Raw genomic sequence first — 26,927 nt, 5'->3', positions numbered from 1 at the left:
CCCTTCAGAGAGTGGAATTGCAGCGCTGTGAGGTTCCGCAGGAAGCTACTGGCCGAAGTCACCCGGGAGTCGCCTGTTTGAACGGTTCCTCATTTCATTCCTTCGGAAGGTAGGAGGTTCACGGTAGAATAAGGCCGGTCCGCAACCGTTATCTGCATAAAGTGTCACACCATGTGTAATGGATCCGTGGATACATACACTAGGGGTGAAACAAAGGTGGTACCGCGAGAGAACAGCCTTTCGTCCTTTGAGGATGAAGGGCTTTTTTTATTTGCCAATTGAAAAATCATGGAGGTATCCTGATATGTCAGAACAAGACAACAAGACAACCTTGGAAATGCCAACAACTTACGATCCCAAATCAGCAGAACAAAAATGGTACAAAACCTGGATGGAGAAGGGCTATTTCCGTGCCGGACAACATCCAGAGGCAGAGCCTTTTACAATCGTTATTCCACCACCAAATGTTACAGGTATGCTGCATATTGGGCATGCGCTTGACTTTACTTTGCAGGATATTATTATCCGCGCCAAACGGATGCAGGGTTATGATGCCTTGTGGCTGCCGGGCGCAGACCATGCAGGTATTGCGACTCAAACAAAAGTAGAGCAGAAGCTGCGTGAAGAAGGTCTGACTCGCTATGATTTGGGCCGTGAGAAGTTTTTGGAGAAAGTGTGGGAATGGAAGGATCTTTATCTGGACAACATCCACAATCAATGGGAGAAAATGGGTTTTTCCCTCGATTATTCTCGTGAACGTTTTACATTGGATGAGGGACTGTCCAAAGCGGTACGCGAAGTATTCGTGAAACTGTACAAAAAAGGCCTGATTTATCGCGGTAAACGCATCATTAACTGGGACCCTGCTGCACGTACTGCACTGTCGGATATTGAAGTGGAATACAAAGAGGTGAACGGAAATCTGTATCACCTGCAATATCCTTTGAAAGACGGTAGCGGATTTATTACGGTGGCTACTACACGCCCTGAAACGATGTTGGGCGATACAGCTGTTGCTGTACATCCGGAAGATGGCCGCTACAAGCACATGATCGGTAAAATGCTTGTGCTTCCAATCATCGGACGGGAAATTCCGATCATTGCAGATGACTACGTGGATAAAGATTTTGGTAGTGGCGCGGTTAAGATCACACCGGCTCACGATCCAAATGACTTTGAAATGGGACAACGTCACCAATTGCCGCAAATTACGGTGATGGACGAGACGGGAACGATGAATGCCGAAGCAGGCAAATATCAGGGACTGGACCGCAGCGATTGCCGTAAGCAAATTGTCGCTGATTTGAAGGAACAGGGCGTACTGATTCGCATTGAAGAGCATGTGCACCAGGTAGGTCACAGTGAGCGAACAGGGGTAGTTGTAGAACCTTATCTGTCCACGCAATGGTTCGTGGAAATGAAGCCTCTGGCAGCTAAGGCGATTGAAGCGCAGAAGGCGGGCAAGGGTGTAAACTTTGTGCCGGATCGCTTTGAGCGTACTTATCTGCATTGGATTGAAAATGTACGTGATTGGTGTATTTCCCGACAATTATGGTGGGGACACCGGATTCCGGCTTGGTACGACGAGGAAACCGGAGAAGTGATTGTATCGGCGGAGGACCCTACAACTTTGCCGGAATATGCCGGCAGAAAGCTCATACAGGATGAAGATGTGCTCGATACTTGGTTCAGCTCTGCTTTATGGCCGTTTTCGACCCTGGGTTGGCCTGAGCAAACAGAGGATCTCAAACGTTATTATCCGACGAGTGTCCTAGTTACAGGCTACGACATTATTTATTTCTGGGTATCGCGTATGATCTTTACCGCGCTGGAGTTTACGGAAGAGATTCCATTTAAGGACGTACTTATGCACGGCTTGGTTCGTGATGCAGACGGAAGAAAAATGTCCAAATCTCTGGGTAATGGTGTTGATCCGCTCGACGTCATCGACCAATATGGTACTGATGCAATGCGTTATATGATCTCCACCAGCAGCACGCCTGGACAAGACCTTCGTTTCCGCTGGGAACGTGTGGAGCAGGCGCGTAACTTTGCCAATAAAATCTGGAATGCATCACGTTTTGCACTAATGAATTTGGAAGGTGTCACTGCGGCAGATATAGACATTACTGGTGACTTGAGCACCGTTGATCGTTGGATTCTGCACCGTCTAAACGAAACTTCACGTGACATCACGCGTCTAATAGATGCTTATGAATTTGGCGAGACAGGCCGCCTTCTGTATAACTTTATTTGGGATGATTTGTGCGACTGGTACATTGAGTTTGCGAAGCTTTCCCTGTATGGCGAAAATGCAGAGGCGAAAAAGAAAACACAATCCGTACTTGCATATGTATTGGATCGGACACTGCGCATGATTCATCCGTTCATGCCGTTTATCTCCGAAGAAATATGGCAGCATCTTCCGCATGAGGGAGAAACGATCACACTGGCCGCTTGGCCTGTTTATGATCCTGCTTTCGAGGATAAAGATGCGGTCGCTGAAATGAATTTGCTGATCGACGTTATTCGTGCTGTACGCAATATCCGCGCTGAAGTCAACGTGCCGATGAGTAAAAAAGTTGAATTGCTCATAAAACCCGGCGATCAAGCCGTTCTTGATATCATTAACCGCAATGGGGAGTATGTGCGCCGATTCTGTAATACGTCTGAATTCGACGCGGGATTAGAGTTCACCGCTCCAGATAAAGCCATGACATCTATCGTTAGCGGCGCAGAGCTATACCTGCCGTTAGCCGGACTGCTAGATATTGCCCAGGAAATTAGCAGACTGGAAAAAGAACTTCAGCATTTGAACAGTGAAGTGGAGCGCGTGGAGAAAAAGCTCTCTAACCAAGGCTTCGTGGCGAAGGCACCAGCCAAAGTCATCGAGGAAGAAAAGGCCAAGCAAGCCGATTACTCAGATAAGCGCGCTAAAGTTATCGCACGTATTGAAGAACTCAAAGCATAATTTCACTCACAATAAAATGACCTGAAGGTGAAGAGGATGTCAGATACGACCAGGGGCGGCGACATAGCTCCTTTACAAAGTTATGATGAAGCAGTGGAATGGATTAACGGGTTAATCCCGTTTGGCATTAGACCCGGACTGGAACGAATCGAACAGCTGATGAGTAAGCTGGGTGATCCGCAACGGCATCTGAAATTTATTCATATTGCGGGAACCAACGGCAAGGGCTCGACATGTGCCTTTCTAACCTCTGTGCTAATGAAGTGTGGATACGGTGTAGGAACCTTTACTTCTCCATACATCACCCGATTTACAAACCGTTTTCAATTCAACGGGACCGATATTCCAGATGAAACGCTGGTTTCGCTGGCCAATCGCTTATATCCGTTGGTGAAAGAAATCGCAGATAGTGAGTTGGGCTCACCTACGATGTTTGAGGTATCCACAGCGTTAGCTATTTTGTACTATGCTACGGTATCTTTTCCAGATGTTGTGGTATGGGAAACGGGTCTCGGGGGAAGGATGGATGTAACTAATATCGTGAACCCTATCGTCTCGGTTATTACGAATGTCGGCTATGACCATACGGATATTTTGGGAGATACACTGGAACAGATTGCAAGGGAAAAGGCTGGGATCATCAAGCCAGGTGTCCCTGTCGTCAGTTGTGTTTCCCAGCCCGAGGCTATTCAAGTCATACGTGAAACGGCGTCCAAACAAGGAGCTACCTTGTACCTGGCAGGAGAACAATTTACGTATGAACGGCTAAATGGGGATGAAACAGGTCAGACCTTTTCATTCGCGGGCCCCTTCCGGCATATGGAAATTGACATCACGTTGTTAGGCGAGCATCAGTGTTCTAATGCGGCAGGAGCCATGATGGCACTTGAAGTCTTACGTCAGTATATGGCTTTTGTATTGGATGATGAGGAATTGCTAGAGGGCTTTAGGCAAGCTGCGTGGGCAGGGCGTCTCGAACAAGTCAGTACCTCGCCGAGGATTGTGCTTGATGGGGCTCATAATCCAGAAGGGGCACAGACGCTGGCCAAAAGTCTTCCTCAAGTGTACTCGTACAAAAAATTGGTTTTAATGATGGGAATGCTGTCAAACAAGCATCATGAAGCATACTTGCAGCATATACTGCCACTAGTAGATACGCTTATCCTGACCGAGCCCAATTTTCGCCGCAAAATGAATGCCGCTGATTTGGCTCATCTCGTGGAGAAGCTGCGGCCGTCTTATGCCAAAACACATTTAAAAATTATTGTAGAAGGTGACTGGAAAAAGGCTCTGGGTCTGCTTCAGTCACATACGGAAGCGGAAGATCTGGGGGTGGTGTCCGGCACGCTGTACCTTATTGCGGATGTACGGGCTACCCTTATGTATCAAACCGATTCGGAAAAAGGTTGGTGAAATTTGTTGATTACTTCGGAACATGTTCATTTTATCGGTATCGGCGGCTACGGGATGAGCGCGATTGCTCGGGTCATGCTGGAGATGGGGTATACCGTGACTGGCTCAGATGTGGCAGCACAAGAGCTGACAGAAAAATTAGCGGCAAAAGGCGCAAAAATATACATTGGACACACGCCTGAACATATTGCGGGCGCGGATATCGTTGTCTATTCAACAGCATTGTCACGTGACAATGTGGAGCGGGTGGCAGCGGAAGAATTGAATATTCCAACACTGCACCGTTCGCAGATGTTGGCTCGCTTGCTTAACGAACGTAAGGGAATTGCGGTTGCAGGTGCGCACGGTAAAACGACGACCTCCTCTATGATCGCTCTGGTTATGGAGAGATGTAACGTTGATCCAACGTATATTATTGGCGGCGAAATCACGAATTTGGGGACGAACGCCAAAGCGGGTAAAAGCGAGTTTGTCGTAGCCGAGGCGGATGAGAGTGATGGCTCTTTTCTGCAATATCATCCTTGGCAGGGCATCGTAACCAATATTGAAGCAGACCATTTGGAAAATTATGATGGGGACTTCAATCGCCTGAAAAGTGCCTACGTGCAATTTTTGAGCCAAATTCGACCGGATGGAGCAGCTATTGTATGCGCCGATGATCAGAACATCCGGGAGATGCTGCCTAAGCTTCAAACTCGGGTCATTACTTATGGGGTAGAGCATGAAGCGGATTACATGGCGACAGATATCCAATTAGGTGATCGTCGATTAAGCTTTACAATGAACCGTAAGGGAATAGCCCTCGGAACGATTGAATTATCTGTACCGGGTAAACATAACATGTATAATGCTATGGCTACTGTGATTTCATGTTTGGAAGCAGGGATTCCATTTGAGCAAATTGCTGCAACTATTGTGGAATTTCACGGAGCGAAACGCCGGTTCCAGGTGCTAGGTGAAGGCAATGACATCTTGATAATTGATGACTATGCACATCATCCAACGGAGATTGAAGCTACGATCAGTGCAGCCAGAGCAACTGGCAAGCGTATAATTGCCGTGTTCCAGCCACAACGCTACAGTCGTACCTTCTTCCTGCTGGATGCGTTCAGCCGTGCGTTTAGCGAGGCTAGTGAAGTGATCATTACCGATATTTATTCACCAGCGGGAGAAAAACAGATTGAAGGTGTGCATTCTTCCAAGCTCGTGGATTTAATCGTCCAAAACAGCAATGCGAATGCAATCTATTTACCGACCAAAGAAGCCGTGATCGAAGAACTGAAAGATCGGTTACAGCCGGGTGATCTCGTGTTGACGATGGGAGCAGGAGACATTTGGAAAGCTGGCGATGCGTTAGCACGCCATCTTCGCGGACAACAAGTGTAATACGTATTAACAGTGGCTATTACACAATGAATTTTAGATATTTTGAGGGTATTCCGAACACGAAAGTGGCGGGATACCCTTTTTTTGTAATGTAGGGACATAATTCCTTGCTTTAACTCATACAACAAACTATGAGGAAGTATGGGACAAGGAGGGAGTGCATCCATGAACAAGGCCAAGATGACATTCCGGTTCGATCAACAGTTGCCAGAGACAAGCCAGGAGGATAAGCAACAGGTGCTTCCGTACAAAAGTGAGATGTTTACGAAGGGACAGCGTGACACGATTAAAGATACGAAGTTATACCACGATGATGAGCTTTCTCAAACGGATAACCAGCGTGAAGGAATGGAGCGGACTAGCAGGATAGAGAAACATAATCGAACAACACCACATTCAGAGCCCAGTAAGCCTATGGAGACGAATAAAAAGAGTGCAAGTAGGCGCTTTACTCCAGCATTGAGGGTACAGGAGGGGTGGGACGACCCTTTTGGTCGTTCGGCCGCTTCCTGGTCAGATGCGGACGTTCTACCGGAAAGTCTGGAAGAGGCTGAGGCTGAGGCTGAGGAGGCTTATTATTCCGGTCAAAAGTATAGAAAGCGTCCACCTCACCCTTCTCGATGGAGATTAATCGGTTCTGTGGCCAGTGCGTTGGTGACTGGAGGGATGTTTGGATATATTATGTTGTTACTGTTTAACGGAGGGGGTATGGTTCCGGGGGCTAATACTTCTGCTGATGAAGCTGTACCCGTTTTTAAAGAATCTCTGGGTGTCGATACAATGTCTGTGAAAGATAATTCTACCCCTGTCACCGTTGTAGCGGCTCAAGTGCCGCCACAAACCTATTACTTGCTGCAATATGGGGTTTTCAGCACCCCGGAGCGGGCTTTACAGGCAAAGGAAGAACTGTCGAAGGCAGGCATCGCAGCAGGAGGGGATAGCGAGGATCAAAACCGGGTATATGCAGGAATATCGCCGGATAGGGAGCAAGCCAAGTTGCTCAGCAATCAATTGAAGACACAAGGGGTGGAGTTATATGTCCGCGAACTCGAATTACCTGGATTCGAAAAAGCGGCTTATGGAGGCAATGCTGATAAACTCACTACCTTTTTTCAGTTAAGCAACTCATTAGTAGGGAAACTGAGCGGACTTTCCTCAACTTTGCTCAGAGAAGCAGGTTCAAATGCGGTGCCAGTCTCCGACATGAACGAGTTAAACAACCTGCATCAGCAGTGGACACAAAATATCGCTGCACTTCCCACCGGTCTGCCCAAGGAAGCGGCTGCCTCCGCCAGCTCACTTGAAAAGGCGATGAACAGCGCAGTCGCTGCACTTGGGGAATATAACAAGAATACAGCCAAGGAACACATTTGGGAGATTCAGTCCTCCATGATGGAATATGTTTTGCGTGAGAAGGAATTTATCCAGTTCATAAAACAATAGATTAGCCATACTTTCCGGCAAGGAACTGGAAATAGTTCCCCATGCCGGATTTCTGTTTGTATTGCAGTACAAATCACCGTATAATAATGAAGGTGTCAAAAAATGGCGAGGGAAGATCAGGATGAAAAAAAATGTAGGAATGCTTATACTGTTTTTGTTGCTCGGTTGGCTTTTGGGTGCCTGGATTGCTAAGGCCCTTCAATCGTTCAAAGTCCTTTCCTTTCTGACCCACCCCACTACGATATCTTGGTCGCCGAGAGCGGATCTGGATATTATCAGCTACAACATAACGATAAATTTTGAATTGAGCCTGCTTAGTCTGATCGGCATCATCGCCGCATTCTGGCTGTACCGCAGGCTCTAACTGATGAAAAGGAGCTTCCCTTATGGACGGGAAAATTACGCCCCGCATTATTCTGGCATCGACTTCACCAAGAAGGAAGGAATTACTCTCATACTTGAGACTCCCCTTTGAGGTGGTGCCGAGTCATGCGGATGAAAGCACGCCTGAGAGCTGGACGCCTCAGCAAATCGTGGAGACCCTTGCGGCTCGTAAAGCCGAAGTGGTCGTGCGCACCGCCGCACCGTCCGAGGAAGCTGGATTGGTGATTGGTAGTGACACGATTGTTGTGCTGGAGGATTCGGTATTGGGCAAGCCTGTTGATCATGCGGATGCGGTTCGCATGTTGACTGCACTGCAGGGAAGAACACACCGTGTGTACACCGGGGTAGCCTGCATACATACCGGAACCGGCAAGATGCTTGTTAGACATCGCCAAACGGAGGTCACAATGAAGCCTTTGAGCCAAAAGCAAATTGTGGCATACGTAAATACTGGTGAACCGTCTGACAAAGCAGGATCGTATGGCATTCAAGGCATGGGTGCTACGTTGGTGGAATCTATTCAGGGTTGTTATTTTAACGTCGTAGGATTGCCGCTTTCCTTGCTGTCGGACATGCTGTCCGACTTTGGAGTGAATGTGTTGCGTCCATAAAAAGGGGATAAACATATGCTGGAGTCGCAAATACTGATGCTTCGCGACCTCCCCCATGAAGAACGACCAAGAGAGCGCATGATGACATATGGGGCGGAAGCCTTGAGCAACGCGGAGTTGCTAGCGATACTACTGCGTACAGGAACACAAAATGAATCATCTGTGCATTTAGCGCAGCGTATTTTGCAGCAGGCAGGTAGTTTGCGTCAACTGGTGGATATGAGTCTGAGCGAGTTGACCCGGATTAAGGGCATTGGAAATGCTAAAGCGATACAGCTAAAAGCGGGCATCGAACTGGGGCGTCGATTAGCATTGTCACGCCATTTGGAGACCCCGATAATTAGCTGCCCGCGGGATGTGGCAGATCTATTGTTTGAGCAGCTTCGCTATTTGCAGAAAGAGCATTTTGTATGCCTGTTTCTAAATACCAAAAACCATGTCATTGCTCAGGAAACACTATCTATGGGTAGCCTGAATTCCGCCATCGTGCACCCTCGTGAAGTATTTCGGGCTGCAATTAAATGCAGCAGTGCTTCGATTATTTGCGCTCATAACCATCCGAGCGGTGATCCGAAGCCAAGCCCGGAAGACGTCCAATTGACTCGCCGCCTGATGGAAGCGGGCAACATCGTAGGCATCGACGTGCTTGATCATATTGTGATCGGGGACGGGACCTTTGTGAGTTTGAAGGAACAAGGTCTGATATAATATAATATTTAAATCAAACATTTAAAATACGACCGGTAAACCGGCCTGAATAAACCGTTTATACAGGGATAACAGATTTCAGGGAAGAGAAAAGGAGATTAACATCATGCTGGGTGGCTTTACAAAAGATTTGGGAATTGACTTGGGGACGGCAAACACGCTTGTATACGTAAGAGGGAAGGGAATTGTGGTTCGTGAACCATCTGTAGTCGCTTTGCGTACGGATACAAAAACCATTGAGGCTGTTGGGGAATCTGCGAAAAAAATGATCGGTCGTACACCGGGAAATATCCGTGCGATTCGTCCGATGAAGGATGGAGTCATTGCCGATTTTGATACGACTGCAACGATGATTAAATATTTTATCCGTCAGGCGCAAACACAACGTTCTTTGTTTCCACGTCATCCGAACGTGATGGTTTGCGTGCCTTCGGGCATTACTGCTGTGGAGCAGCGCGCTGTTGAAGATGCGACCAAACAAGCAGGCGCAAGAGAGGCGTACACGATTGAAGAGCCGTTTGCAGCGGCAATTGGTGCTGATTTGCCGGTATGGGAGCCTACAGGTAGTATGGTTGTCGATATCGGTGGAGGTACAACCGAAGTTGCGGTTATTTCCCTGGGGGGGATCGTAACTAGTCGTTCTGTACGTGTAGCTGGCGACGAAATGGACGAGTCCATCATCCAATACGTGAAACGTCAATACAACCTAATGATTGGAGAACGGACTTCGGAGCAGTTGAAAATGGAAGTTGGTTCAGCTATGCCGTTAGAGCAAGTGGAAACATCAGAAATTCGCGGACGCGATCTGGTAACAGGCTTGCCGAAGACCATTACGATTACCTCCGATGAAATTAGCGAAGCATTATCAGATACAGTTAATGCGATCGTGGATGCGGTCAAAGTAACATTGGAAAAATGCCCTCCCGAGCTGGCAGCGGACATCATGGATAGAGGAATTGTCCTGACGGGTGGTGGAGCACTACTGCGCAACCTGGATAAGCTGCTGGCAGGTGAGACTGGAATGCCAGTGATCGTGGCAGAAAATCCTCTGGATTGTGTGGCAATCGGTACAGGTAGAGCGCTGGAAAATATCCATTTGTTCAAATCGCGCAGCAGTTCTGCCGTCCGTTCCAAACGTTGAATCGGGGGTGTAGGAACTGTTTAAGTTGTTTGGCAATAAAAGACTATTTATTCTATTAATTGGGATCGTTCTGTTTATTGCCCTTATGGGGATTACACTTGGACAGAGAAATTCCTTAACCTGGCCCGAGAAGTTCGCCAGAGATTCAATTGGCTTTGTGCAAGGTATCTTTTACAGGCCCGCTTCAGCAATAGCGGGCTTCTTTAAAGATATCGGTAATATGCGTAGTGTTTACGAAGAAAATGAACGGTTAAAAATAGCCGTGGCAAAGCTGACTCGGGACCAGATTCAGACTCATAATTATGTTGAAACCAATGCCAGATTACAGAACGAACTGAAGTTCACCCAAACGCAAAAGGCGAAAAATAATTATGATTATCGTGTTGCTCAAGTAAACAGCGTTAGCAATGATTCCAAAACACTCGTGATTGATATTGGCGAGAAGGACGGAGCCAGAGTTGGTCAGGAAGTCAGTTCACTTGAAGGATTCGTTGGAGTCATTAGCCGTACGGGGAATTTTACGTCCACCGTTACGCTGTTGACTACATTGGATCCTAAAAATCCGAATTCTTATGCCATTGCCGCGACAGTCTTGGGTAAGGAAAATCAATCGTTTGGTATGATTGAAAGCTATGATCCGGGTACGAACAGATTTCAAATGACTCGCATTGAAGAGAAAGATCCAATCGCAAAGGGCGATCAAATTATTACGTCTGGTGCGGGCGGGAAGTTCCGCAAAAACCTAATCATTGGAACAGTGGAGAAAATTCAGGTTGGAGAATTCGGCCAAACACGGACAGCGATTATTAAGCCTGCAGCCAGCTTTGTGGATTGGAAAGAACTGCTCGTCCTTTACACTCCTGAGGTACCGGAATAATGAAGATGCGCGGTCAGGTTCTAATACTGCTGCTGTTTGTATTGTTTATAGCCGAAGGAACGATTCTTCCATGGCTTCTCCCGGATAGCTGGCATCCAAGAATGGTCCCAAATTTTGTGTATATCGTAATTCTGTTTGTATCTGTGTATTACAGTCGTCATACAGCATTGGTACTAGGTATTGTTTTCGGACTTATTCATGACGTAGTGTACTACGGGTTTATTATCGGCCCTTATTCTTTTGCGATGGGATTGTCTGCATATTTATTGGGGCTTGTGTTTACAGCTAGACGTGCACCGATGCCGATTATGATGGCGGCCGTGTTGATTGGTAGTTTTCTGCTGGATTCTATGCTTTTTGCTATTGATCAGCTGTTCCAGCTAAACCATCAGACTTTTAATTGGGCACTTGCCCAGTATATGATTCCTGATTTATTTATCCATTTTCTGTTCGCCCTCATCATCTATGTCCCCGTTCGCAAGCAATTACAGCGGTTGGGTACTCGTGTGAAAAAGGAAGAGGCTGTCTAGGCCTTTTTACACACATTTTGTCCGGGTTAGCAGGGATTTGACGTCCCGGGGACGAAATGATTGAAATAGGAGGGACAGGCTAATGGCGGTGAAATCGAATCATGTCACGATTAAAGGCATCAAAGATGGCCTGGTATTCCTGCTTGACGATCAATGCGAGTTTGAGGATTTGCTGGGTGAACTGCGTTTTAAGCTGGAGCACAGTCATCAAAATATTCTAACAGGCCCGATCATTCATGTGGATATTAAGCTGGGAAGTCGGGAAGTAACTGAGGAACAGAAGGAAAGTATTCTAGAGATTTTAAAGCAGAAGGGAAACCTGCTTATCAGGTCTGTAGAATCACCTGGATTGCCTGCGGTGGTGCAGGGCAAGCCCCCCATTCACACGGTGACAGGAATTATCCGTTCAGGACAAGTGCTTCATCACAATGGAAACTTACTCTTTTTGGGAGATGTCAACCCGGGTGGAATTATAACTTGTACCGGTGATATTTATGTCCTCGGCGCCCTGCGGGGTATGGCGCATGCAGGGATGGAGGGAAATAGTGAAGCGATTATCGCGGCCTCCTATTTTGCACCAACACAGCTGCGAATTTCCGAAATGATCAGCCGTCCACCAGATGAATGGGAGACGCGTGAATTCGGCATGGAATTTGCGTATCTCAAGGATGGCGCTATGCAAATAGATAAAATGAGCAATATTGTGCGTCTGGGCCGCGATTTTAACGTGTTCAAAGGGGTGTAGCACATGGGAGAGGCTATCGTCGTCACTTCAGGAAAAGGCGGCGTCGGCAAAACGACGACGTCAGCCAATATAGGAACAGCGCTTGCACTGCTCGGCAAAAAGGTGTGTTTGGTGGATACGGACATCGGTTTGCGTAATCTAGACGTTGTGATGGGTCTGGAAAACCGGATTATTTATGACCTAGTTGATGTAGCGGAAGGTCGTTGCCGTCTGAATCAGGCACTGGTTAAGGACAAGCGTTTTGAGGAGCTGTATATGCTGCCGGCTGCTCAAACCAAGGACAAGAGTGCGGTTACGCCGGAGCAGGTTAAGGATATTATTTTAGAGCTTAAGAAGGATTTTGAATATATATTGATCGACTGCCCTGCGGGTATTGAGCAAGGCTTTAAAAATGCCGTTGCCGGTGCGGATCAGGCTATTGTGGTGACTACTCCAGAAAATGCTGCTGTACGCGATGCGGATCGTGTAATTGGTCTACTGGAAAGTTCACATGTGATATCACCTAAATTGGTGGTTAACCGCATACGCAATAGTATGGTTAAATCCGGAGATATGCTAGATATTGATGGGATTTTGCAAGTACTCAGCATAGATCTTATTGGGATTGTACCGGATGACGAAATGGTAATTAAAGCAGCTAATACTGGAGAGCCTACGGTTATGAATCCTGATGCACAGGCTGCGATTGCCTACCGGAACATTGCGAGACGCATCTTGGGTGATACGGTGCCTCTTATGCAGCTGGACCAGAAGAAGAGCGTGATGACACGCTTTAAAAAGTTTTTTGGTATGGGCGGATAAGAAAGCAGGAAATTGCTGAGGGTAGTTGCTCGGCCCTTTCTGGTGCGAATTTTTCACAGACTTTCTAGGCAAGTGTTACAGAAGCGTTCATTTGTAATACTAGACACTTAAATAAGTAACAACTTATTTAAGTGTTTTTGGTTTGTTTTTTAAATTTCTATGATTCTGGTTTGCAAAATTTTGGGTCATTACATAAATATCATAAATACAAAACAAAACATATCCGGTGCGCTAGCGCCGGTTTTTTTGGTTTTTAGGGTATGTAATCCCTCACCGGACAACATAAGTTGAAGCCCGTCCTCATAAGATGTAATAAACTTACCTCGCTGAGGGGGCGGAACAGTATGGATAAAAACTCCGGAATCAAGCGGCGCAGAAAAGAACGTATACAGCAGCTAATCGAGGGAAACAAAGCGGAGGCGTATTCCTTAGGCATAGATCAGAATCGGTATGAGTACAGAGAAATGAAATCGATGCCTGTAGTCAGTGCCAACTCACTTAGAGACCCGGAAACCGAGTGGAAAAATGATCGACAACGATGGCAGCAATCTTTTGGGGCAAATCGTGGTCCGTCTTTTTGGAGTTCCTTTTGGCGTAGAACTGTCATAGCATCATTGTTATTCGGAGTGGTATGGGGCTTATTTCGCTGGGATATTCCCTATGCAGTTAATGTGAGAATGTTTATCGCGGATGCCTTGAATAAGGACATGGATTTTGCAGCCGCCGGACAATGGTATAAAACTTATTTTGACGGAGCTCCTTCTTTTTTGCCGATATTTGGCGAGCTGCATGAAACGAATCAGGTAAACGCAAGTCGAAAGGGTTCCCCACCGATTGAAGGCAATATAACACAGCCATTTGTACTAAGCCTTAAAGGGGTAGAGATTACGCCGAATGTTACCGATAACGGGGCAATCGCTGTTAAAAGTATAGATGCAGGACGTGTATTAGACGTAATAAATCATCCCAAAAGTGGGATTTCAGTTACCATTCGTCACACTGGTGGTATCACAGCAACTTACGGAAGACTTTCACGCTCTACCTTAAAAGTGAACGATTGGGTTCAGGAGGGAGAAGAGATCGGTGTATTGCCAGCAAGCCACGGTGGTAGTGAGGCGGCAACTTTATTTTTGGCAATTCAAAGAGGGGATCAATACATTGACCCGTCGGAAGTGGTAGCCCTTGATTAATGTCCGAGGGGTAACCTTATCACTGCATCCACTGTTTGTACTAGTTATGCTGACCTCTGTATTAACTGGACATTTTATCGAGATCATGACCTTATTTACACTGGTGTTTATACATGAGCTAGGTCATGCGACTGCCGCATCATTATTAGGGGCGCGGCTGCTTTCCATACAGATGTTACCCTTTGGAGGAGTGGCTGTCATTGAGGATCAGGGGAAGCTTAATGCGTGGAAGGAGATTATCATTGCCTTGGCGGGCCCCCTGCAAAACGGAATCATGATCATTATCCTGTTGTGGCTTAGGAATGTGAACGGGGTGGAGCATACTTATGTAAATTACATTATTCAGGGAAATGCTGTTATTGCATTGTTTAATTTGTTGCCCATTTTACCACTTGATGGTGGTAAAATATTGCAATCATTGATTAGCATATTCTTTTCCTATCATCGCACATTAATATGGACTTTTAGAGCCAGTATCGTAACAAGTCTGCTATTTTGCCTGTGTGGTATTTCGCCATTATTAAGGCAAGGTGAACCTTTACATTTAAATCTGCTGGCGGTAGGGATTTTTTTGCTTTATTCTAATATTGTGGATTATCGAAATATCCCTTACCGTTTTATACGTTTTTTGTTGGGGAGGGACGAGCTTTTTTACCGCGAAGCGGCTAAGGGAAGCATTGCTATACCTATAGTATCCCTACCCATGAAACATTTGGAGCCTGTTTTGCGTCTTTTCAGAAGAGATCGATATCATATGGTTTACGTTATGAATGAACAGGGACGGATTGTAGCTGTATTGCCGGAGCAACGACTTATACGCTCTTATTTTGCGGCACGCCCGCCAAATGGTGGAGAACCCAAGCCAAAATGATGTTTTATGAATTGAGGAAGAGGCTGTATTTAGAGAGGTTGAAAAACCATGAAGCAAATGATTGTACAATGCCAACCGCAGATGACCCAAATGGCACTGTTGGAAGAGGGACGATTGGTTGAATATGCGGCTGAACTACCGCGAAAACGTGGAATCCTAGGTTCTTTTTTTAAAGCGAAAGTGGTCAATGTGCTACCTGGTATGCAAGCCGCCTTTGTTGACATTGGACAGCGAAAGAATGCCTTTTTGTATGTAGATGATGTACTTCATGCCCATTTGGACAAGCAGCCAGATGTAAAGCCGTCCATTTCTGAACTGTTAAAGGTGGGGCAGGAAATTGTAGTACAGGTATTAAAAGAGGCAGTTGGCAGCAAAGGAGCCAGAGTGACCACTCATTTTTCACTTCCGGGCCGCTGGATTGTATACATGCCCCGTGCTGATTATGTGGCTGTATCCAAGAAAATTGAGCGTGAAGGAGAACGTGCCCGTTTGAAAGCAATGGGAGAACAGCTACGCACGGGTGAGGAAGGGCTCATAATTCGTACGGTTTCAGAGGAAATGAGTATAGAGGCGATTGAAAATGATCTGAATCAACTACGCAAGCAATGGGCGGCTATTCAGCGTAAAGCGGGTGAACACTCTGCACCCTGTGAATTGCACCGGGATTTGAGTATCGTTCAACGTTTAATTCGCGATGTGTTTACACCGGAGCAGGATGAACTGGTCATTGACAGTGAGGAGCAGGCAAAAGATGCAGAAGTAATGCTGCACCAGATCGGTTCTGCGAAAGCGCATGTCAAGATATTTCGTAATGCAGAAGAAACCATTTTCAAAGCTTATGGCATTCATGAACAGTTGGAACGCGATTTTGCGCGAAAGGTATGGCTACAGGGTGGCGGATACATTGTCATTGATCATACGGAGGCATTGACTGTCATTGATGTGAATACTGGGAAGTTTACTGGAGGCAGTAATCTGGAAGAGACGGTGACCCAGACGAATATTGAAGCGGCAGAAGAGATTGCCCGCCTCGTACGTGTGCGTGATATTGGAGGTATTATCATCATTGATTTTATCGATATGGAACAAGAGGAGAATCGTAGGGAAGTATCATCTGTGCTGGAGGCAAGATTGAAAAAGGACCGGACCAAATCATATGTTGTCGGTTGGACGCGGCTGGGTTTACTAGAAATGACCCGTAAAAAAGTGCGTGAAGAAAAGACGCTCGTATAAAATGATGCTTAATCAAATATTATTTCAAAACTAAAGGTTGAATGTGTACGAACCTTGTGCTACAATCATTTAGTATGTGTGATGCGTAAGATTGGCTGCACATGCTGTAACCGCTCCAATCAGGTACTGAAGCGCAGTATCCTATGGAAACTGCCACCTGCTATTAGGCGAGTCTGAGACATAAGGAGGTGCAAGCAAATGTACGCAATTATTGAGACAGGTGGTAAGCAATACAAAGTTCAAGAGGGCGATGTATTGTTCATCGAGAAGTTGGAAGCTAATGATGGTGAAACTGTAACGTTCGATCGTGTTCTGGCAGTGTCCGGCGACAATGGCTTGACAGCAGGTACACCGCTTCTTTCCGGAGCTTCTGTAACAGCTAAAGTTGAGAAGCATGGTCAAGGTCAAAAGGTCATCGTATACAAATACAAACCTAAAAAGAACTACCATGTGAAGCAAGGTCATCGTCAACCGTACACGAAAGTGACGATTGAAAAAATCCAAGCGTAAGAGGGTGCGATAAGTGATTATCGTGCGTATTACACGACTGGAGGATGGCAGCATACAGGGGTTTTCTGTTAAAGGCCATGCGAATTTTGCTAAATCTGGCGAAGATATCGTATGTGCTGGTGTTTCAGCGGTAACAGTAGGAACTGTCAATTCGATTGGAGCTCTTACAGACGTTGAAATGGAAACAGAAATGGAAAACGGCTTTTTAAGCGCGTATCTTTCTCCTGAAAGTTATCATGATGCGAACGCACAGGTTCAACTGTTGTTGGAGTCCATGGTGATTATGCTGACAAGCATTGCTGAATCATACGGTAAGTATATTCAAATAGAAAATAAACAAAGAAGGAGGTAGACATCATGTTGAAATTGACATTGGATCTTCAGTTATTCGCATCGAAAAAAGGTGTAGGTTCCACGAAAAACGGACGTGACAGCAGATCGAAACGTCTTGGAGTGAAACGTGCTGACGGTCAAGCAGTTACCGGCGGTAGCATCTTGGTTCGTCAACGCGGAACGAAAATTCACCCAGGCACGAACGTGGGCATCGGTAAGGACGACACTCTGTTCGCGAAAGTGGACGGCGTTGTGAAGTTCGAACGTTGGGGCCGTGATCGCAAAAAGGTGAGCATCTACCCGATCGACGTTGCTCCAGTAGCAGCTACTGTAGAAGCTTAATAGCGGCTTAGACACGCTGAAAAGCCTCCGGCACTTTTGTCGGAGGCTTTTTTGCATGATGGTAATGAACTGGAAAGTTAGTCTGTGCTATACTGGGTTAAGGTTGTTGATTAATCCATTTAATTATCGCAGAACGGAGAGAAGCTATGTTCCAGCGGATAAGAGCGCCTTATCTGGCGTTGGGTTCCATTCTGATTCCTTTGGTTTTTTCACTGCTCTATCCCAAAGCATTAACGATTATCATACTAGCTGTGTGGGCTGTAGCTGCTGCTTGTTTTGGTATGAGGTATACACAAAAACAGGTTGAACATGAGCGAAAAGCTGCTTTGCGTTCTTTAGAGCGTACAGCGATAGCGACGCTTAACCATCATCGGCATGATTGGATGAATGATTTGCAGGTGCTTTATGGCTATATTCGTATGAATAAGCATGATAAATCAGCTGCTTATGTGGAAACAATAAAAGGGCGGGTGTCGGAAGACAGTAAAATATCTAAGCTAGGGATTCCCACGCTGGTGTTTTACTTGCAGTCTTTTCGCGTGAACGCCGGGAATTTACAGTTGTCGGTACAGGTTGAGGAGGAGTTAAAGTTAGACGCTGTCATGTCTCCCGAAGACGGCGAGTCGCTTGCCTCGGCCGTCATACAAACGGTGCGTGCGTATCAATATGGCGGGGGCCGGTCGTCCTGGGGAGAAGTGCGCAGATTGACACTTTATTTTGGTATGGATCAGAATGATGTTATCGTCCGTTTTGAAGGAAGTGATATACCTGCTGATTTAAATACACTAAAGCAGGTCAAATCCGTACTCGGAAGTGAACGCCTTCGAACAGAGAAGCTTCCTACAGGGAATATGCTTCAAATTCGAATGCAGTGCCAGACATAAGGAAGGTGTAACCATGTTTGTAGATAAAGCGAAGATTTTTGTTAAAGGCGGTGACGGTGGAGACGGATTAATTGCGTTTCGCCGTGAGAAGTACGTTCCTAATGGCGGCCCAGCTGGTGGTGACGGAGGGAACGGTGGAGATGTGATTTTCCGTGTAGATGAGGGTTTGCGTACCTTGATGGATTTTCGGTATCAGCGGCATTTTAAAGCCCAGCGCGGGGTAAAAGGTCGTAACAAAAGCCAACACGGAGCTAACGCAGAGCACATGATCGTCCGTATACCACCGGGAACAGTTATCATTGATGATGATACTGGTGAAGTATTGGCTGATATGACGCGTCATGGTCAACAGGTTGTGGTAGCTAAAGGAGGACGCGGAGGACGTGGTAATATTCGTTTTGCTACGCCGAGCAATCCAGCGCCTGAACTGGCTGAAAACGGTGCGGAGGGACAAGAACGTTACATTACGCTTGAGTTAAAAGTGATGGCTGACGTAGGTCTCGTCGGATTCCCTAGTGTAGGAAAGTCTACCTTGTTGTCAGTTGTATCTTCGGCAAAACCCAAAATTGGCGCATACCACTTTACAACGATTACCCCAAATCTGGGAGTTGTGGATGTGGGCGATCAGCGGAACTTTGTAATGGCCGATTTGCCTGGTTTGATTGAAGGGGCCCATGAAGGCACTGGACTGGGGCATGAATTTCTGCGTCACATTGAGCGGACGCGTATTATTATCCATGTCGTGGATATGGCTGGCTCCGAAGGGCGTGACCCGTTTGAGGACTGGACAAAAATCAACGACGAATTAAAGCTATATAATGCAGGACTAGCTGAGCGTCCACAAATTGTGGCGGCCAATAAAATGGATATGCCGGAAGCTGAAGAAAACCTTGTTCATTTCAAAGAACAGGTTGCTGCGATACGTCCTGACCTTGAAATTATGCCTATTTCCTCTCTGACACGTCAAGGTGTAAAGGAACTGCTCTATCGGGCTGCTGATCTCTTGGATCAAATACCGGACGAGCCAGTTGTTGAGGAAGTAGCAGAAGTCAGTGAACGTAAGGTGTTCAAATTGGATACAGCTGAAGACGAGGGCTTTACGATTGTACGTGAAAACGACACATTCGTGGTGCACAGTCCCAAAATTGAGCGCATGATGAAGCGCATGCAGATGAATTCGCATGATGCCATTTTAAAATTAGCAAGAACGTTGCGTCACATGGGTGTGGATGCTGAGCTGCGTAAGCGTGGGGCCACAGATGGTACATCTGTCCGTATTGCTGATTTCGAGTTCGAATTCGTAGAAGGCAGCAGCTACTACTAAAATTTTAATAAAGCTTTAAAACCTGAACGGTTACTGCACTATAGAAAATTCTATAGAAGACAGTAGCCGTTTTTTGTATTGTTAGCTTGCTGATTTTCATGAGTTTCGATATAATGTCCTCTATACAAAAACATAAGTCTTTGAGGAGAGGACGTTCTTGAAAGAGCGCTATTACTTGGTACGGGAAGATATTTTGCCTGAAGCTATTGTTAAGACCATACAGGTAAAACAGCTGCTGGCTTCGGGAGATGTTAAAACCGTACATGATGCCGTGGAGCAAGTTGGGCTAAGCCGAAGCGCCTTTTACAAATATAAAGATGGCATACATCTGGTTAACCAGTTGGAGCGTGAGCGAATTGTCAATATCTCTATTGATTTGGACCATCAATCAGGAATGCTGTCCAGAGTACTCGGCAGAGTGGCGGATTATGGAGGTAATGTGCTGACGATCCAGCAAAGTATTCCACTGCAAGGCAGAGCCAACGTAGTCATCTCAGTCGAAATGTCCAGACTTAGTGATGAGTTGGGTGTTTTGCTGGAGGGCTTGGAAAGCATTCCTGGGGTCAAGCGGGTCCGCCTGATTGGGCAAGGCTGAACGATACAGTTCACTAGATAAAAAGTTTGCAGGAGGGGAATGGATGAAACCGGTCAAAGTAGGATTGTTAGGCTTGGGGACGGTAGGTACGGGAGTTGTTCGAATCGTAGAGGGCAATCAGGAAGACTTGAGCAGACAAGTGGGTTCACCGATCATCATTGAAAAAATAGCTGTAAAAAACGTAGATAAGTATCGTTCCATAGAAGTGGACAACGCCAAACTTACTGAGGATCCATGGGAAGTCATTCGAGACCCTGAAATTGATGTGATTATCGAAGTCATGGGTGGGATTGATCAGACGAAGGAGTACATTCTCGAAGCGCTGGAGAGAGGCAAACACATTGTAACGGCCAATAAGGACTTAATGGCATTGCACGGTTCTGAAGTGTTGGCAAAAGCACAGGAAAAACAATGTGATATCTTTTATGAGGCTAGTGTGGCAGGCGGTATCCCGATCATTCGTACACTCATTGAAGGGTTCTCCTCTGACCGTATTACCCGCATTATGGGGATTGTGAACGGTACAACAAACTTTATTTTAACTAAAATGAGTCAGGAAGGAGCCTCGTACGAGGAGGTTCTTAAGGAAGCGCAAGAGCTTGGATATGCAGAATCTGATCCGACCTCAGATGTCGAAGGATTGGATGCGGCTCGTAAGATGGCAATACTGGGAACCCTCGGTTTCCGCTCTAATGTAGAGCTCAAGGATGTAAGCGTGAGCGGCATTTCAAAGGTAACCAGTGAAGATATTGCGTTTGCTAAAAAACTAGGATATGAAATGAAATTGCTAGGTATTGCAGAGCGCCAAGGTGATGAGTTTACGATTAATGTTCAGCCGACGATGGTGCGCAAGCAGCATCCATTGGCTTCGGTGAACGGGGTATTCAACGCTGTTTATGTACATGGTGAAGCAGTGGGAGAAACCATGTTTTATGGTGCAGGTGCAGGCGAAATGCCGACAGCTACATCTGTTGTGGCTGATCTGGTAGCTGTGGTGAAGAATCTCAAACTCGGCGTAAATGGGCTTAAAGCAATCGTACCCTACAATCCTAAAAAAATTTGCAATGACGAAGACGTATATTTCAAAAATTTCGTGCTTTTACACGTAGATGATAAAGCAGGGGTGTTGGCACAAATTACGCAGGTATTTGCTGAATTCAATGTTAGTTTGGCATCTGTCGTGCAGCAACCGAATGAGACTAATCCCGATGCTGAGATTATTATCGTGACTCATTTAGCTAGTAAAGCAAGTATGAAAAAGGTCTTGGAACATTTTGAAACTTTGGACGTGATTCGCCGCATCAAGAGTGTATACCGAGTAGAGGGATAGTCAATAAAAGCAGGAGGAATCATCTGTATGACCGTTTTGAAAACAGCAAGAGTGCGCGTGCCTGCAAGTACGGCCAACCTAGGCCCCGGCTTTGATACATTAGGCATGGCATTGTCTCTATACGCATGGATTGAATTGAAAGAGGCCGAGCAGACAGTTTTCCATCTATACGGAGATCAAATGAATGGCGTTCCCCAAGATAAAACCAATTTGATTTACAAGGTAGCACAAACGGTTTTTCGTGAAGCAGGTGTATCTGTTCCTGAGCTGGAAATTTCGATGTATTCGGACATTCCGCTTACCCGTGGTTTGGGCAGCAGCGCTTCCGCCATTATAGGTGCGCTGGTGGCAGCTAATACGCTGATTGGCTCGCCTTTGTCGGATTCCAAGCTATTTGACATGGCAAGCGCTATTGAAAAACATCCGGACAATGTAGGGGCCTCTTTGTTTGGCGGTATTATTACTGCTGTATGGGATGGCAAGCATGCCAAGCACTTACGGATTGAACCAGACGCTAATCTGGAAGTTATGGTAGTTATTCCAGATTTTCAACTGTCCACGTCGAAGGCCAGAGAGGTCCTGCCCGCCCATGTATCCTTGAAGGATGCTGTATATAATATAAGCCATGCTTCAATGCTGGTAGCGGCACTGGCTTCGGGTCGAACAGATCTAATCGCCGAAGCGATGCGTGATCAGCTTCACCAGCCTTATCGTGCGGCACTTGTGCCGGGTATGATAGAGATCTTACAGGATGCGCACCAATATGGCGCATTGGGAGTGGCTCTTAGCGGTGCTGGACCGACGTTGTTGGCATTGACGGATCAACGGGAAAATCGTAAAGCAGAGCTTGAGCAGTATTTAACGGAGACAATGAAAAAAGAAGGGATCACTGCATCTGTTTTAAAATTGCGCCCGGAGAGTGAAGGGGTTAAAGTATATACGGAAGGGAATACACACCCTTTTATGGATATGATTAAAGGGGAACTTACGATATGATACGAATTGCACTTCTTCCTGAGGGAACTGTCTCTCATGAAGCGATTAAATATTTGTTAGGGGATACACCCTGTGAACTACTGTTTTACAAGCATATAGCAGACGTATTTCAGGCAATAGACAAGGGACAGGCGGACTATAGTGTAATTCCTATAGAAAATACGATTGATGGATCTGTAAGTTTGCATATGGACTGGCTTGTACATGAGGTAGACATTCCAATGCAGGCGGAATGGGTATATCCTTCAATTCAAAATCTTATTGGACATCGTAGTGAATTTCTCGGGGATCAGGACAAGCTTGATTTGAGCAAAGTGGTCAAAATTATGTCCCATCCTGTAGCACTTCCCCAATGTAAAGAATTCATACAAACTTTCGCACCTCAAGCCGAGTTGGAGAGTGCAGGAAGTACGGCAGAAGCCGTCGAAATTGTTAAGCATAACCCAGGTAAAGGTTGGACTGCTCTTGGGACCAAGCTTGCGGCTGCCAAACACGGATTGGACATTTTGGCCAGTAAAGTGACGGATCACGATAACAACTTTACCCGCTTTGTTTTGATCGGACATCAACCTGTAAAGTTCTCACGAACGCCAGAAGGCCAGCGAACCAGTATTCTGGTCACGCCACCACAGGATTTCCCGGGAGCGCTGCATCAGGTTTTATCTGCCTTTGCATGGCGCAGGTTAAATCTGTCTCGTATTGAATCGCGTCCGACCAAAAAGCAATTGGGGAATTATTATTTTTACATTGAAGTTCTGGAATCTCTGCAATCCGTTTTGCTTCCGGCAGCCTTTGCAGAGATCGAAGCTTTGGGGTGTCATGTACGCATTCTGGGCTCTTATCCAAGCTACAAGTATGTTGAGGAAGCGATCAAACCTATTTTGAAGGAACATTAATCGGAGGTGTGGTTGTAATGGCAGAACAATGGATCTATCTGGATGGACAGCATGTGACTAAGGAGAACGCAAAGGTTTCCGTATATGATCATGGATTCTTGTATGGAGACGGTATATTTGAGGGTATTCGTATTTATAACGGCAATATTTTTAAATGTAAGGAGCACTTAGAGCGTCTGTATGATTCTGCGAAATCTATTCAGTTGAACATTCCATTGTCTCCTGACGAAATGCTGGAAGCAATGGCTGAAACGATTCGTCTTAACGACATGCGTAATGGATATATCCGGCTGGTTGTATCCCGTGGTGCCGGAAATCTAGGTTTAGATCCTCTTCGTTGTGCGAAGGCAAGTGTCATCATTATCGTCGAGCAGCTTGCTATTTATCCAGAAGAAGCTTACTTGACTGGCTTAAAGACAATTTCTGTCTCTCAGCGTCGCAACATCCCGGATGCTTTGAATCCGAAGATTAAATCATTGAACTACCTCAACAATATCCTGGTGAAAATCCAGTCTAACTATGCTGGTGTAGGCGAGGCTATTATGCTCAATTCTCAAGGATATGTGACGGAAGGTTCTGCTGACAACATTTTTATTGTCAAAAATGGAGTGTTGTATACACCACCTTGCTATTTGGGAGCGCTTGAGGGGATTACTCGTAATGCTATCATTGATTTATGCGCCAAACTTGGATATTCGCTTAAGGAGCAACCATTTACATTGCATGATGTATATGTTGCGGACGAGGTGTTTTTTACGGGAACCGCGGCAGAAGTGATTGCAGCTTATGAAGTGGATGGTCGTACGATCGGCTCCGGCGTTGCTGGCCCAGTGACTTTGCAGCTGCTGGCTGAGTTCCGAAAGATTGTAGATCAGGATGGCTATAAAGTGTGGCAGGACTAAAATAATACAAGATCCTTTTGACTGAATGCTTGTAAGAGTATTCGGTTGAGAGGATTTTTTTGTTTGTATGGGGTCATTCGCCCGGGAGGTGCATAGGATGTAATAACAGAAGCCGGGCGTTTATCCCGCCCGAACGAAAGTCTAGGAGGTTTGTGGCCTGTGAAAATACACATCGTCAAAAAAGGTGACACTCTGTACTTACTGGCACAGAAGTATAATGTGACACTGGAGAAAGTTATTGCCGCCAATCCCCAATTGGCAGATCCTAATCAGTTGAGCATCGGCGAGAAAATTAAAATTCCGACAGAACCTGTTACGATGGAAACACAGCCGTCAACGGTCTATCAACACAAAGTTAAACAAGGAGATACGTTGTGGAAGTTATCTAAGGCGTGGAATGTACCGCTGAAGATAATCATTGATGCCAATTCCCAGCTTAAAAACCCCAATGCACTTCTGGTTGGAGAAATAGTTAATATTCCACACTACACAGAAAACGCATCTGATCCTTCTGTGAACAAAAAAAATACTGAAGTCAAGGAAGAAATGACACAGCCTAAACCAGAGAATATACCTAACCCTAAAGAAGAGATGACACAGCCTAAACCTGAATCCCCAACCAAAGAGGAACTTACCCAGCCCAAGGCGGAATTAACGCAGCCTAAACCGGAGAATATGCCTATCCCTAAAGAAGAGATGACGCAACCGAAAGAAACGGCGAATCCCCCTAAACTTCCTGAATTAAAACTGCCTGAAGTTCCTATGGCACCTGTGAATATGGCACCTGTGAATATGGCACCTGTGAATATGGCACCCGTGAATATGGCACCCGTGAATATGGCGCCTGTGAATATGGCGCCTGTGAATATAGCGCCCGCAAATCCTGCTCCACCTCAATTTCAGCCTATAATTACTCAACCTGCCCCACCTCAACAAATGCAACCGATAGTTACCCAACCGATTGCGCCTAAACCGCAGCTTCCAGTTCATATCGAGAAGCAACCCGTAGCTGAAAAATTCTGTGGCTGCACAAGCTCGAAGCCGATGGAAAATTCCTCATGGCCATTACAGCAACCAGCATTTGATTACAGTCTGCCAACAAATGCAATGCCAAACACGTGGTATCCGGGTATTGGGTCTCCTCAGAATTGGGGGAATGCTCCTGTAAATACTTCCTTTGCAGAGCATGCTTCTCCCACTGCAGTTGCTGATCAGGGCTATCATCATGACTGTGAGCATCCATGGTGCTGGGGACCAATGCAAACAGCACCCATACATGCTCATCCTACACCTTATCCCGCATATTCAGATTGCTGCTGCACCCCGGGGGTTTATTCAGGTCATGAAGCGTCTGAAAATACATCCTATCCTGTCTATCCTCCATTTATCCATCAAGGGGGCCCGCAGCAGCAACCAGAGAGTGCAGTCCAGGGTACCCAGTGGGGCCACGCGTGGGGAGGATCACAATATAGTTTGCCTACAAATGGGTACGTGTCGGACTATAGCCAACCAGTAGGTCAGCACACCGCAAATCACCCGTACCATCCGTTCGCACATGGAAATGCACCTATGTATCCATTAGAGGGATATACAACGCCCTATATGTTTATGCCAGACTGTGGGTGCCGGGAAGGGGATGCCGAATCGGTACCAGCCTCTACAGGAACGCAAGAGGTAGGTAACAATTTGACTGTTTCATCTCAAAATGAAGTAACTTCTTCTACAAAAAAAGACGATAGCGCTTCTAAAGGTAAATCAAAAGACACCTCTAGTAATACTTCCAAAGAGGAAACAGCTAAAGCCAAAGTAGCAAGCGAACATGTTGCGGTTAAGAAGCATAAATCCCGCAAATCGACGGGAGGAAGATCTCGTTCTTCATCCTATAGTGTTCGTGCCCGTCAAAATCCATGGATTAATGACTGACGTAAATAAATAAAAGGAGATAAACATTAGGAGTGTCCTGATTTGTTAGTCGTAAGGCGAAGGGATGAATCTAAAAGAGGCTGTTATTCTGCTAGTTGGGAATGATAGTCTCTTTGTTTAAAGGAAGTAATTGTAAAAGAATGGAACTAAAAAGATGTTGCTAATTAGCATGGTAATGTGATATATTATTATAGTTGTCTTTTACAAGATAGTTAGTGACACGAAAACAAAGTAGAATTGATCAAAAAATTCTCTTGAAAAAAAGTGTTGCAAAGATGATGGAATTATGATATATTATTTAAGTCGCCGCTGAGATGCGGTGAAGAAACAAAACGAAATGAAAGATTATGCAGGTTTGATCTTTGAAAACTGAACAACGAGTGAGTACGGATTTTGTTTACAAAATCCAACGCTGAAATTTTGGTACAAGCCATCTGGTTGTATGAAATGGAAGCGAATAAGAGATATTTTATCTCGTCAGTTTCAAATGAGCTAATCGCTCTTTCAATAAACCAGCTTCGGTTGGTCTTTAATGGAGAGTTTGATCCTGGCTCAGGACGAACGCTGGCGGCGTGCCTAATACATGCA

Annotated in this window: 26 protein-coding genes, 1 rRNA gene and 1 other annotated feature; all 27 genes read left to right on the top strand. The window is 45.9% G+C overall.

Annotation, left to right across the window (positions count from 1 at the left end):
• The first annotated feature begins 304 nt into the window (after positions 1-304).
• The gene (locus tag FKV70_RS14930; RefSeq protein ID WP_142613333.1) at positions 305-2,971 is read left to right on the top strand and encodes a valine--tRNA ligase; all 2,667 of its coding nucleotides are present in this window, start codon (positions 305-307) and stop codon (positions 2,969-2,971) included.
• A gap of 36 nt (positions 2,972-3,007) precedes the next feature.
• Entirely contained in the window at positions 3,008-4,384 is a 1,377-nt protein-coding gene (locus FKV70_RS14925; protein WP_142613332.1) for a bifunctional folylpolyglutamate synthase/dihydrofolate synthase, read from the top strand.
• Positions 4,385-4,390: 6 nt separating this feature from the next.
• On the top strand, positions 4,391-5,770 hold the full coding sequence (gene murC, locus FKV70_RS14920) for a UDP-N-acetylmuramate--L-alanine ligase (RefSeq protein WP_142613509.1): 1,380 nt from the start codon (positions 4,391-4,393) through the stop codon (positions 5,768-5,770).
• A 165-nt stretch (positions 5,771-5,935) separates the two neighbouring features.
• Positions 5,936-7,213, top strand: coding sequence for an SPOR domain-containing protein (locus FKV70_RS14915; protein WP_142613331.1), 1,278 nt, complete (start codon positions 5,936-5,938; stop codon positions 7,211-7,213).
• A 121-nt stretch (positions 7,214-7,334) separates the two neighbouring features.
• On the top strand, positions 7,335-7,577 hold the full coding sequence (locus FKV70_RS14910) for a DUF4321 domain-containing protein (protein WP_007431701.1): 243 nt from the start codon (positions 7,335-7,337) through the stop codon (positions 7,575-7,577).
• 22 nt (positions 7,578-7,599) lie between these two features.
• Positions 7,600-8,208, top strand: a complete 609-nt coding sequence (locus FKV70_RS14905) for a Maf family protein (RefSeq protein ID WP_142613330.1) — start codon at positions 7,600-7,602, stop codon at positions 8,206-8,208.
• A 15-nt stretch (positions 8,209-8,223) separates the two neighbouring features.
• Positions 8,224-8,916: a RadC family protein gene (gene radC / locus FKV70_RS14900; RefSeq protein ID WP_142613329.1), complete on the top strand. Its 693-nt coding sequence runs from the start codon at positions 8,224-8,226 to the stop codon at positions 8,914-8,916.
• Between the two features lie 106 nt (positions 8,917-9,022).
• Positions 9,023-10,057, top strand: coding sequence for a rod shape-determining protein (locus FKV70_RS14895; RefSeq protein WP_063212784.1), 1,035 nt, complete (start codon positions 9,023-9,025; stop codon positions 10,055-10,057).
• A 25-nt stretch (positions 10,058-10,082) separates the two neighbouring features.
• Positions 10,083-10,934, top strand: a complete 852-nt coding sequence (gene mreC / locus FKV70_RS14890) for a rod shape-determining protein MreC (protein ID WP_326403391.1) — start codon at positions 10,083-10,085, stop codon at positions 10,932-10,934.
• Complete coding sequence (mreD, locus tag FKV70_RS14885; RefSeq protein ID WP_142613328.1) at positions 10,934-11,464, top strand: rod shape-determining protein MreD; 531 nt, start codon at positions 10,934-10,936, stop codon at positions 11,462-11,464. The genes mreC and mreD overlap by 1 nt, the downstream gene beginning before the upstream one ends.
• Positions 11,465-11,546: 82 nt before the next feature.
• Positions 11,547-12,209, top strand: coding sequence for a septum site-determining protein MinC (gene minC / locus FKV70_RS14880; protein WP_063212786.1), 663 nt, complete (start codon positions 11,547-11,549; stop codon positions 12,207-12,209).
• Between the two features lie 3 nt (positions 12,210-12,212).
• Complete coding sequence (gene minD, locus FKV70_RS14875) at positions 12,213-13,010, top strand: septum site-determining protein MinD (protein WP_063212787.1); 798 nt, start codon at positions 12,213-12,215, stop codon at positions 13,008-13,010.
• A 344-nt stretch (positions 13,011-13,354) separates the two neighbouring features.
• Complete coding sequence (locus tag FKV70_RS14870; protein WP_142613327.1) at positions 13,355-14,200, top strand: peptidoglycan DD-metalloendopeptidase family protein; 846 nt, start codon at positions 13,355-13,357, stop codon at positions 14,198-14,200.
• Positions 14,193-15,071, top strand: coding sequence for a M50 family metallopeptidase (locus tag FKV70_RS14865; RefSeq protein ID WP_142613326.1), 879 nt, complete (start codon positions 14,193-14,195; stop codon positions 15,069-15,071). The genes FKV70_RS14870 and FKV70_RS14865 overlap by 8 nt, the downstream gene beginning before the upstream one ends.
• 48 nt (positions 15,072-15,119) lie before the next feature.
• Positions 15,120-16,304 (top strand): Rne/Rng family ribonuclease, encoded by a 1,185-nt coding sequence (locus FKV70_RS14860; RefSeq protein ID WP_142613325.1) that lies wholly within the window; start codon positions 15,120-15,122, stop codon positions 16,302-16,304.
• Positions 16,305-16,402: 98 nt separating this feature from the next.
• Positions 16,403-16,489, top strand: a sequence feature (ribosomal protein L21 leader region).
• 13 nt (positions 16,490-16,502) lie between these two features.
• The gene (rplU, locus tag FKV70_RS14855; protein WP_013311592.1) at positions 16,503-16,814 is read left to right on the top strand and encodes a 50S ribosomal protein L21; all 312 of its coding nucleotides are present in this window, start codon (positions 16,503-16,505) and stop codon (positions 16,812-16,814) included.
• A 13-nt stretch (positions 16,815-16,827) separates the two neighbouring features.
• The gene (locus FKV70_RS14850; protein WP_063212791.1) at positions 16,828-17,166 is read left to right on the top strand and encodes a ribosomal-processing cysteine protease Prp; all 339 of its coding nucleotides are present in this window, start codon (positions 16,828-16,830) and stop codon (positions 17,164-17,166) included.
• 5 nt (positions 17,167-17,171) lie between these two features.
• On the top strand, positions 17,172-17,489 hold the full coding sequence (gene rpmA / locus FKV70_RS14845; RefSeq protein WP_013311590.1) for a 50S ribosomal protein L27: 318 nt from the start codon (positions 17,172-17,174) through the stop codon (positions 17,487-17,489).
• 146 nt (positions 17,490-17,635) lie between these two features.
• On the top strand, positions 17,636-18,373 hold the full coding sequence (locus FKV70_RS14840) for a Spo0B domain-containing protein (RefSeq protein WP_142613324.1): 738 nt from the start codon (positions 17,636-17,638) through the stop codon (positions 18,371-18,373).
• A gap of 13 nt (positions 18,374-18,386) precedes the next feature.
• Positions 18,387-19,697: a GTPase ObgE gene (obgE, locus tag FKV70_RS14835; RefSeq protein WP_063212793.1), complete on the top strand. Its 1,311-nt coding sequence runs from the start codon at positions 18,387-18,389 to the stop codon at positions 19,695-19,697.
• Between the two features lie 157 nt (positions 19,698-19,854).
• Positions 19,855-20,292: an ACT domain-containing protein gene (locus tag FKV70_RS14830; RefSeq protein WP_063212794.1), complete on the top strand. Its 438-nt coding sequence runs from the start codon at positions 19,855-19,857 to the stop codon at positions 20,290-20,292.
• 43 nt (positions 20,293-20,335) lie between these two features.
• Positions 20,336-21,622 carry a homoserine dehydrogenase gene (locus FKV70_RS14825; RefSeq protein ID WP_063212795.1) on the top strand — a complete coding sequence of 429 codons (1,287 nt, stop codon included), beginning with the start codon at positions 20,336-20,338 and terminating at the stop codon, positions 21,620-21,622.
• Positions 21,623-21,649: 27 nt separating this feature from the next.
• The gene (thrB, locus tag FKV70_RS14820; protein ID WP_142613323.1) at positions 21,650-22,618 is read left to right on the top strand and encodes a homoserine kinase; all 969 of its coding nucleotides are present in this window, start codon (positions 21,650-21,652) and stop codon (positions 22,616-22,618) included.
• Positions 22,615-23,514 (top strand): prephenate dehydratase, encoded by a 900-nt coding sequence (gene pheA, locus FKV70_RS14815; protein ID WP_142613322.1) that lies wholly within the window; start codon positions 22,615-22,617, stop codon positions 23,512-23,514. The genes thrB and pheA overlap by 4 nt, the downstream gene beginning before the upstream one ends.
• Before the next feature lie 17 nt (positions 23,515-23,531).
• The gene (gene ilvE / locus FKV70_RS14810; protein ID WP_063212798.1) at positions 23,532-24,416 is read left to right on the top strand and encodes a branched-chain-amino-acid transaminase; all 885 of its coding nucleotides are present in this window, start codon (positions 23,532-23,534) and stop codon (positions 24,414-24,416) included.
• Between the two features lie 159 nt (positions 24,417-24,575).
• The gene (locus FKV70_RS27105; protein ID WP_142613321.1) at positions 24,576-26,339 is read left to right on the top strand and encodes a LysM peptidoglycan-binding domain-containing protein; all 1,764 of its coding nucleotides are present in this window, start codon (positions 24,576-24,578) and stop codon (positions 26,337-26,339) included.
• 529 nt (positions 26,340-26,868) lie between these two features.
• A 16S ribosomal RNA gene (locus FKV70_RS14800) occupies positions 26,869-26,927 on the top strand; the annotation flags it as partial.

The organism is Paenibacillus ottowii, from assembly GCF_006874425.1.
In the GTDB taxonomy this organism is placed as follows: Bacteria; Bacillota; Bacilli; order Paenibacillales; family Paenibacillaceae; genus Paenibacillus; species Paenibacillus ottowii.
Note: the sequence above shows the minus strand (reverse complement) of the source record. Positions and strands in the feature narration are given on the sequence as shown.

Excerpts from the sequence above, each read along its gene's own strand:
- FKV70_RS14840 (WP_142613324.1), top strand. The coding sequence starts at position 17,636 with ATGTTCCAGCGGATAAGAGCGCCTTATCTGGCGTTGGGTTCCATTCTG.
- thrB (WP_142613323.1), top strand. The coding sequence starts at position 21,650 with ATGACCGTTTTGAAAACAGCAAGAGTGCGCGTGCCTGCAAGTACGGCC.
- obgE (WP_063212793.1), top strand. The coding sequence starts at position 18,387 with ATGTTTGTAGATAAAGCGAAGATTTTTGTTAAAGGCGGTGACGGTGGA.
- rplU (WP_013311592.1), top strand. The coding sequence starts at position 16,503 with ATGTACGCAATTATTGAGACAGGTGGTAAGCAATACAAAGTTCAAGAG.
- FKV70_RS14930 (WP_142613333.1), top strand. The coding sequence starts at position 305 with ATGTCAGAACAAGACAACAAGACAACCTTGGAAATGCCAACAACTTAC.
- minC (WP_063212786.1), top strand. The coding sequence starts at position 11,547 with ATGGCGGTGAAATCGAATCATGTCACGATTAAAGGCATCAAAGATGGC.
- FKV70_RS14870 (WP_142613327.1), top strand. The coding sequence starts at position 13,355 with ATGGATAAAAACTCCGGAATCAAGCGGCGCAGAAAAGAACGTATACAG.
- mreD (WP_142613328.1), top strand. The coding sequence starts at position 10,934 with ATGAAGATGCGCGGTCAGGTTCTAATACTGCTGCTGTTTGTATTGTTT.
- FKV70_RS14925 (WP_142613332.1), top strand. The coding sequence starts at position 3,008 with ATGTCAGATACGACCAGGGGCGGCGACATAGCTCCTTTACAAAGTTAT.
- ilvE (WP_063212798.1), top strand. The coding sequence starts at position 23,532 with ATGGCAGAACAATGGATCTATCTGGATGGACAGCATGTGACTAAGGAG.
- FKV70_RS14895 (WP_063212784.1), top strand. The coding sequence starts at position 9,023 with ATGCTGGGTGGCTTTACAAAAGATTTGGGAATTGACTTGGGGACGGCA.
- FKV70_RS14905 (WP_142613330.1), top strand. The coding sequence starts at position 7,600 with ATGGACGGGAAAATTACGCCCCGCATTATTCTGGCATCGACTTCACCA.
- FKV70_RS14860 (WP_142613325.1), top strand. The coding sequence starts at position 15,120 with ATGAAGCAAATGATTGTACAATGCCAACCGCAGATGACCCAAATGGCA.
- rpmA (WP_013311590.1), top strand. The coding sequence starts at position 17,172 with ATGTTGAAATTGACATTGGATCTTCAGTTATTCGCATCGAAAAAAGGT.
- FKV70_RS14915 (WP_142613331.1), top strand. The coding sequence starts at position 5,936 with ATGAACAAGGCCAAGATGACATTCCGGTTCGATCAACAGTTGCCAGAG.
- radC (WP_142613329.1), top strand. The coding sequence starts at position 8,224 with ATGCTGGAGTCGCAAATACTGATGCTTCGCGACCTCCCCCATGAAGAA.
- minD (WP_063212787.1), top strand. The coding sequence starts at position 12,213 with ATGGGAGAGGCTATCGTCGTCACTTCAGGAAAAGGCGGCGTCGGCAAA.
- FKV70_RS14910 (WP_007431701.1), top strand. The coding sequence starts at position 7,335 with ATGAAAAAAAATGTAGGAATGCTTATACTGTTTTTGTTGCTCGGTTGG.
- FKV70_RS14825 (WP_063212795.1), top strand. The coding sequence starts at position 20,336 with ATGAAACCGGTCAAAGTAGGATTGTTAGGCTTGGGGACGGTAGGTACG.
- pheA (WP_142613322.1), top strand. The coding sequence starts at position 22,615 with ATGATACGAATTGCACTTCTTCCTGAGGGAACTGTCTCTCATGAAGCG.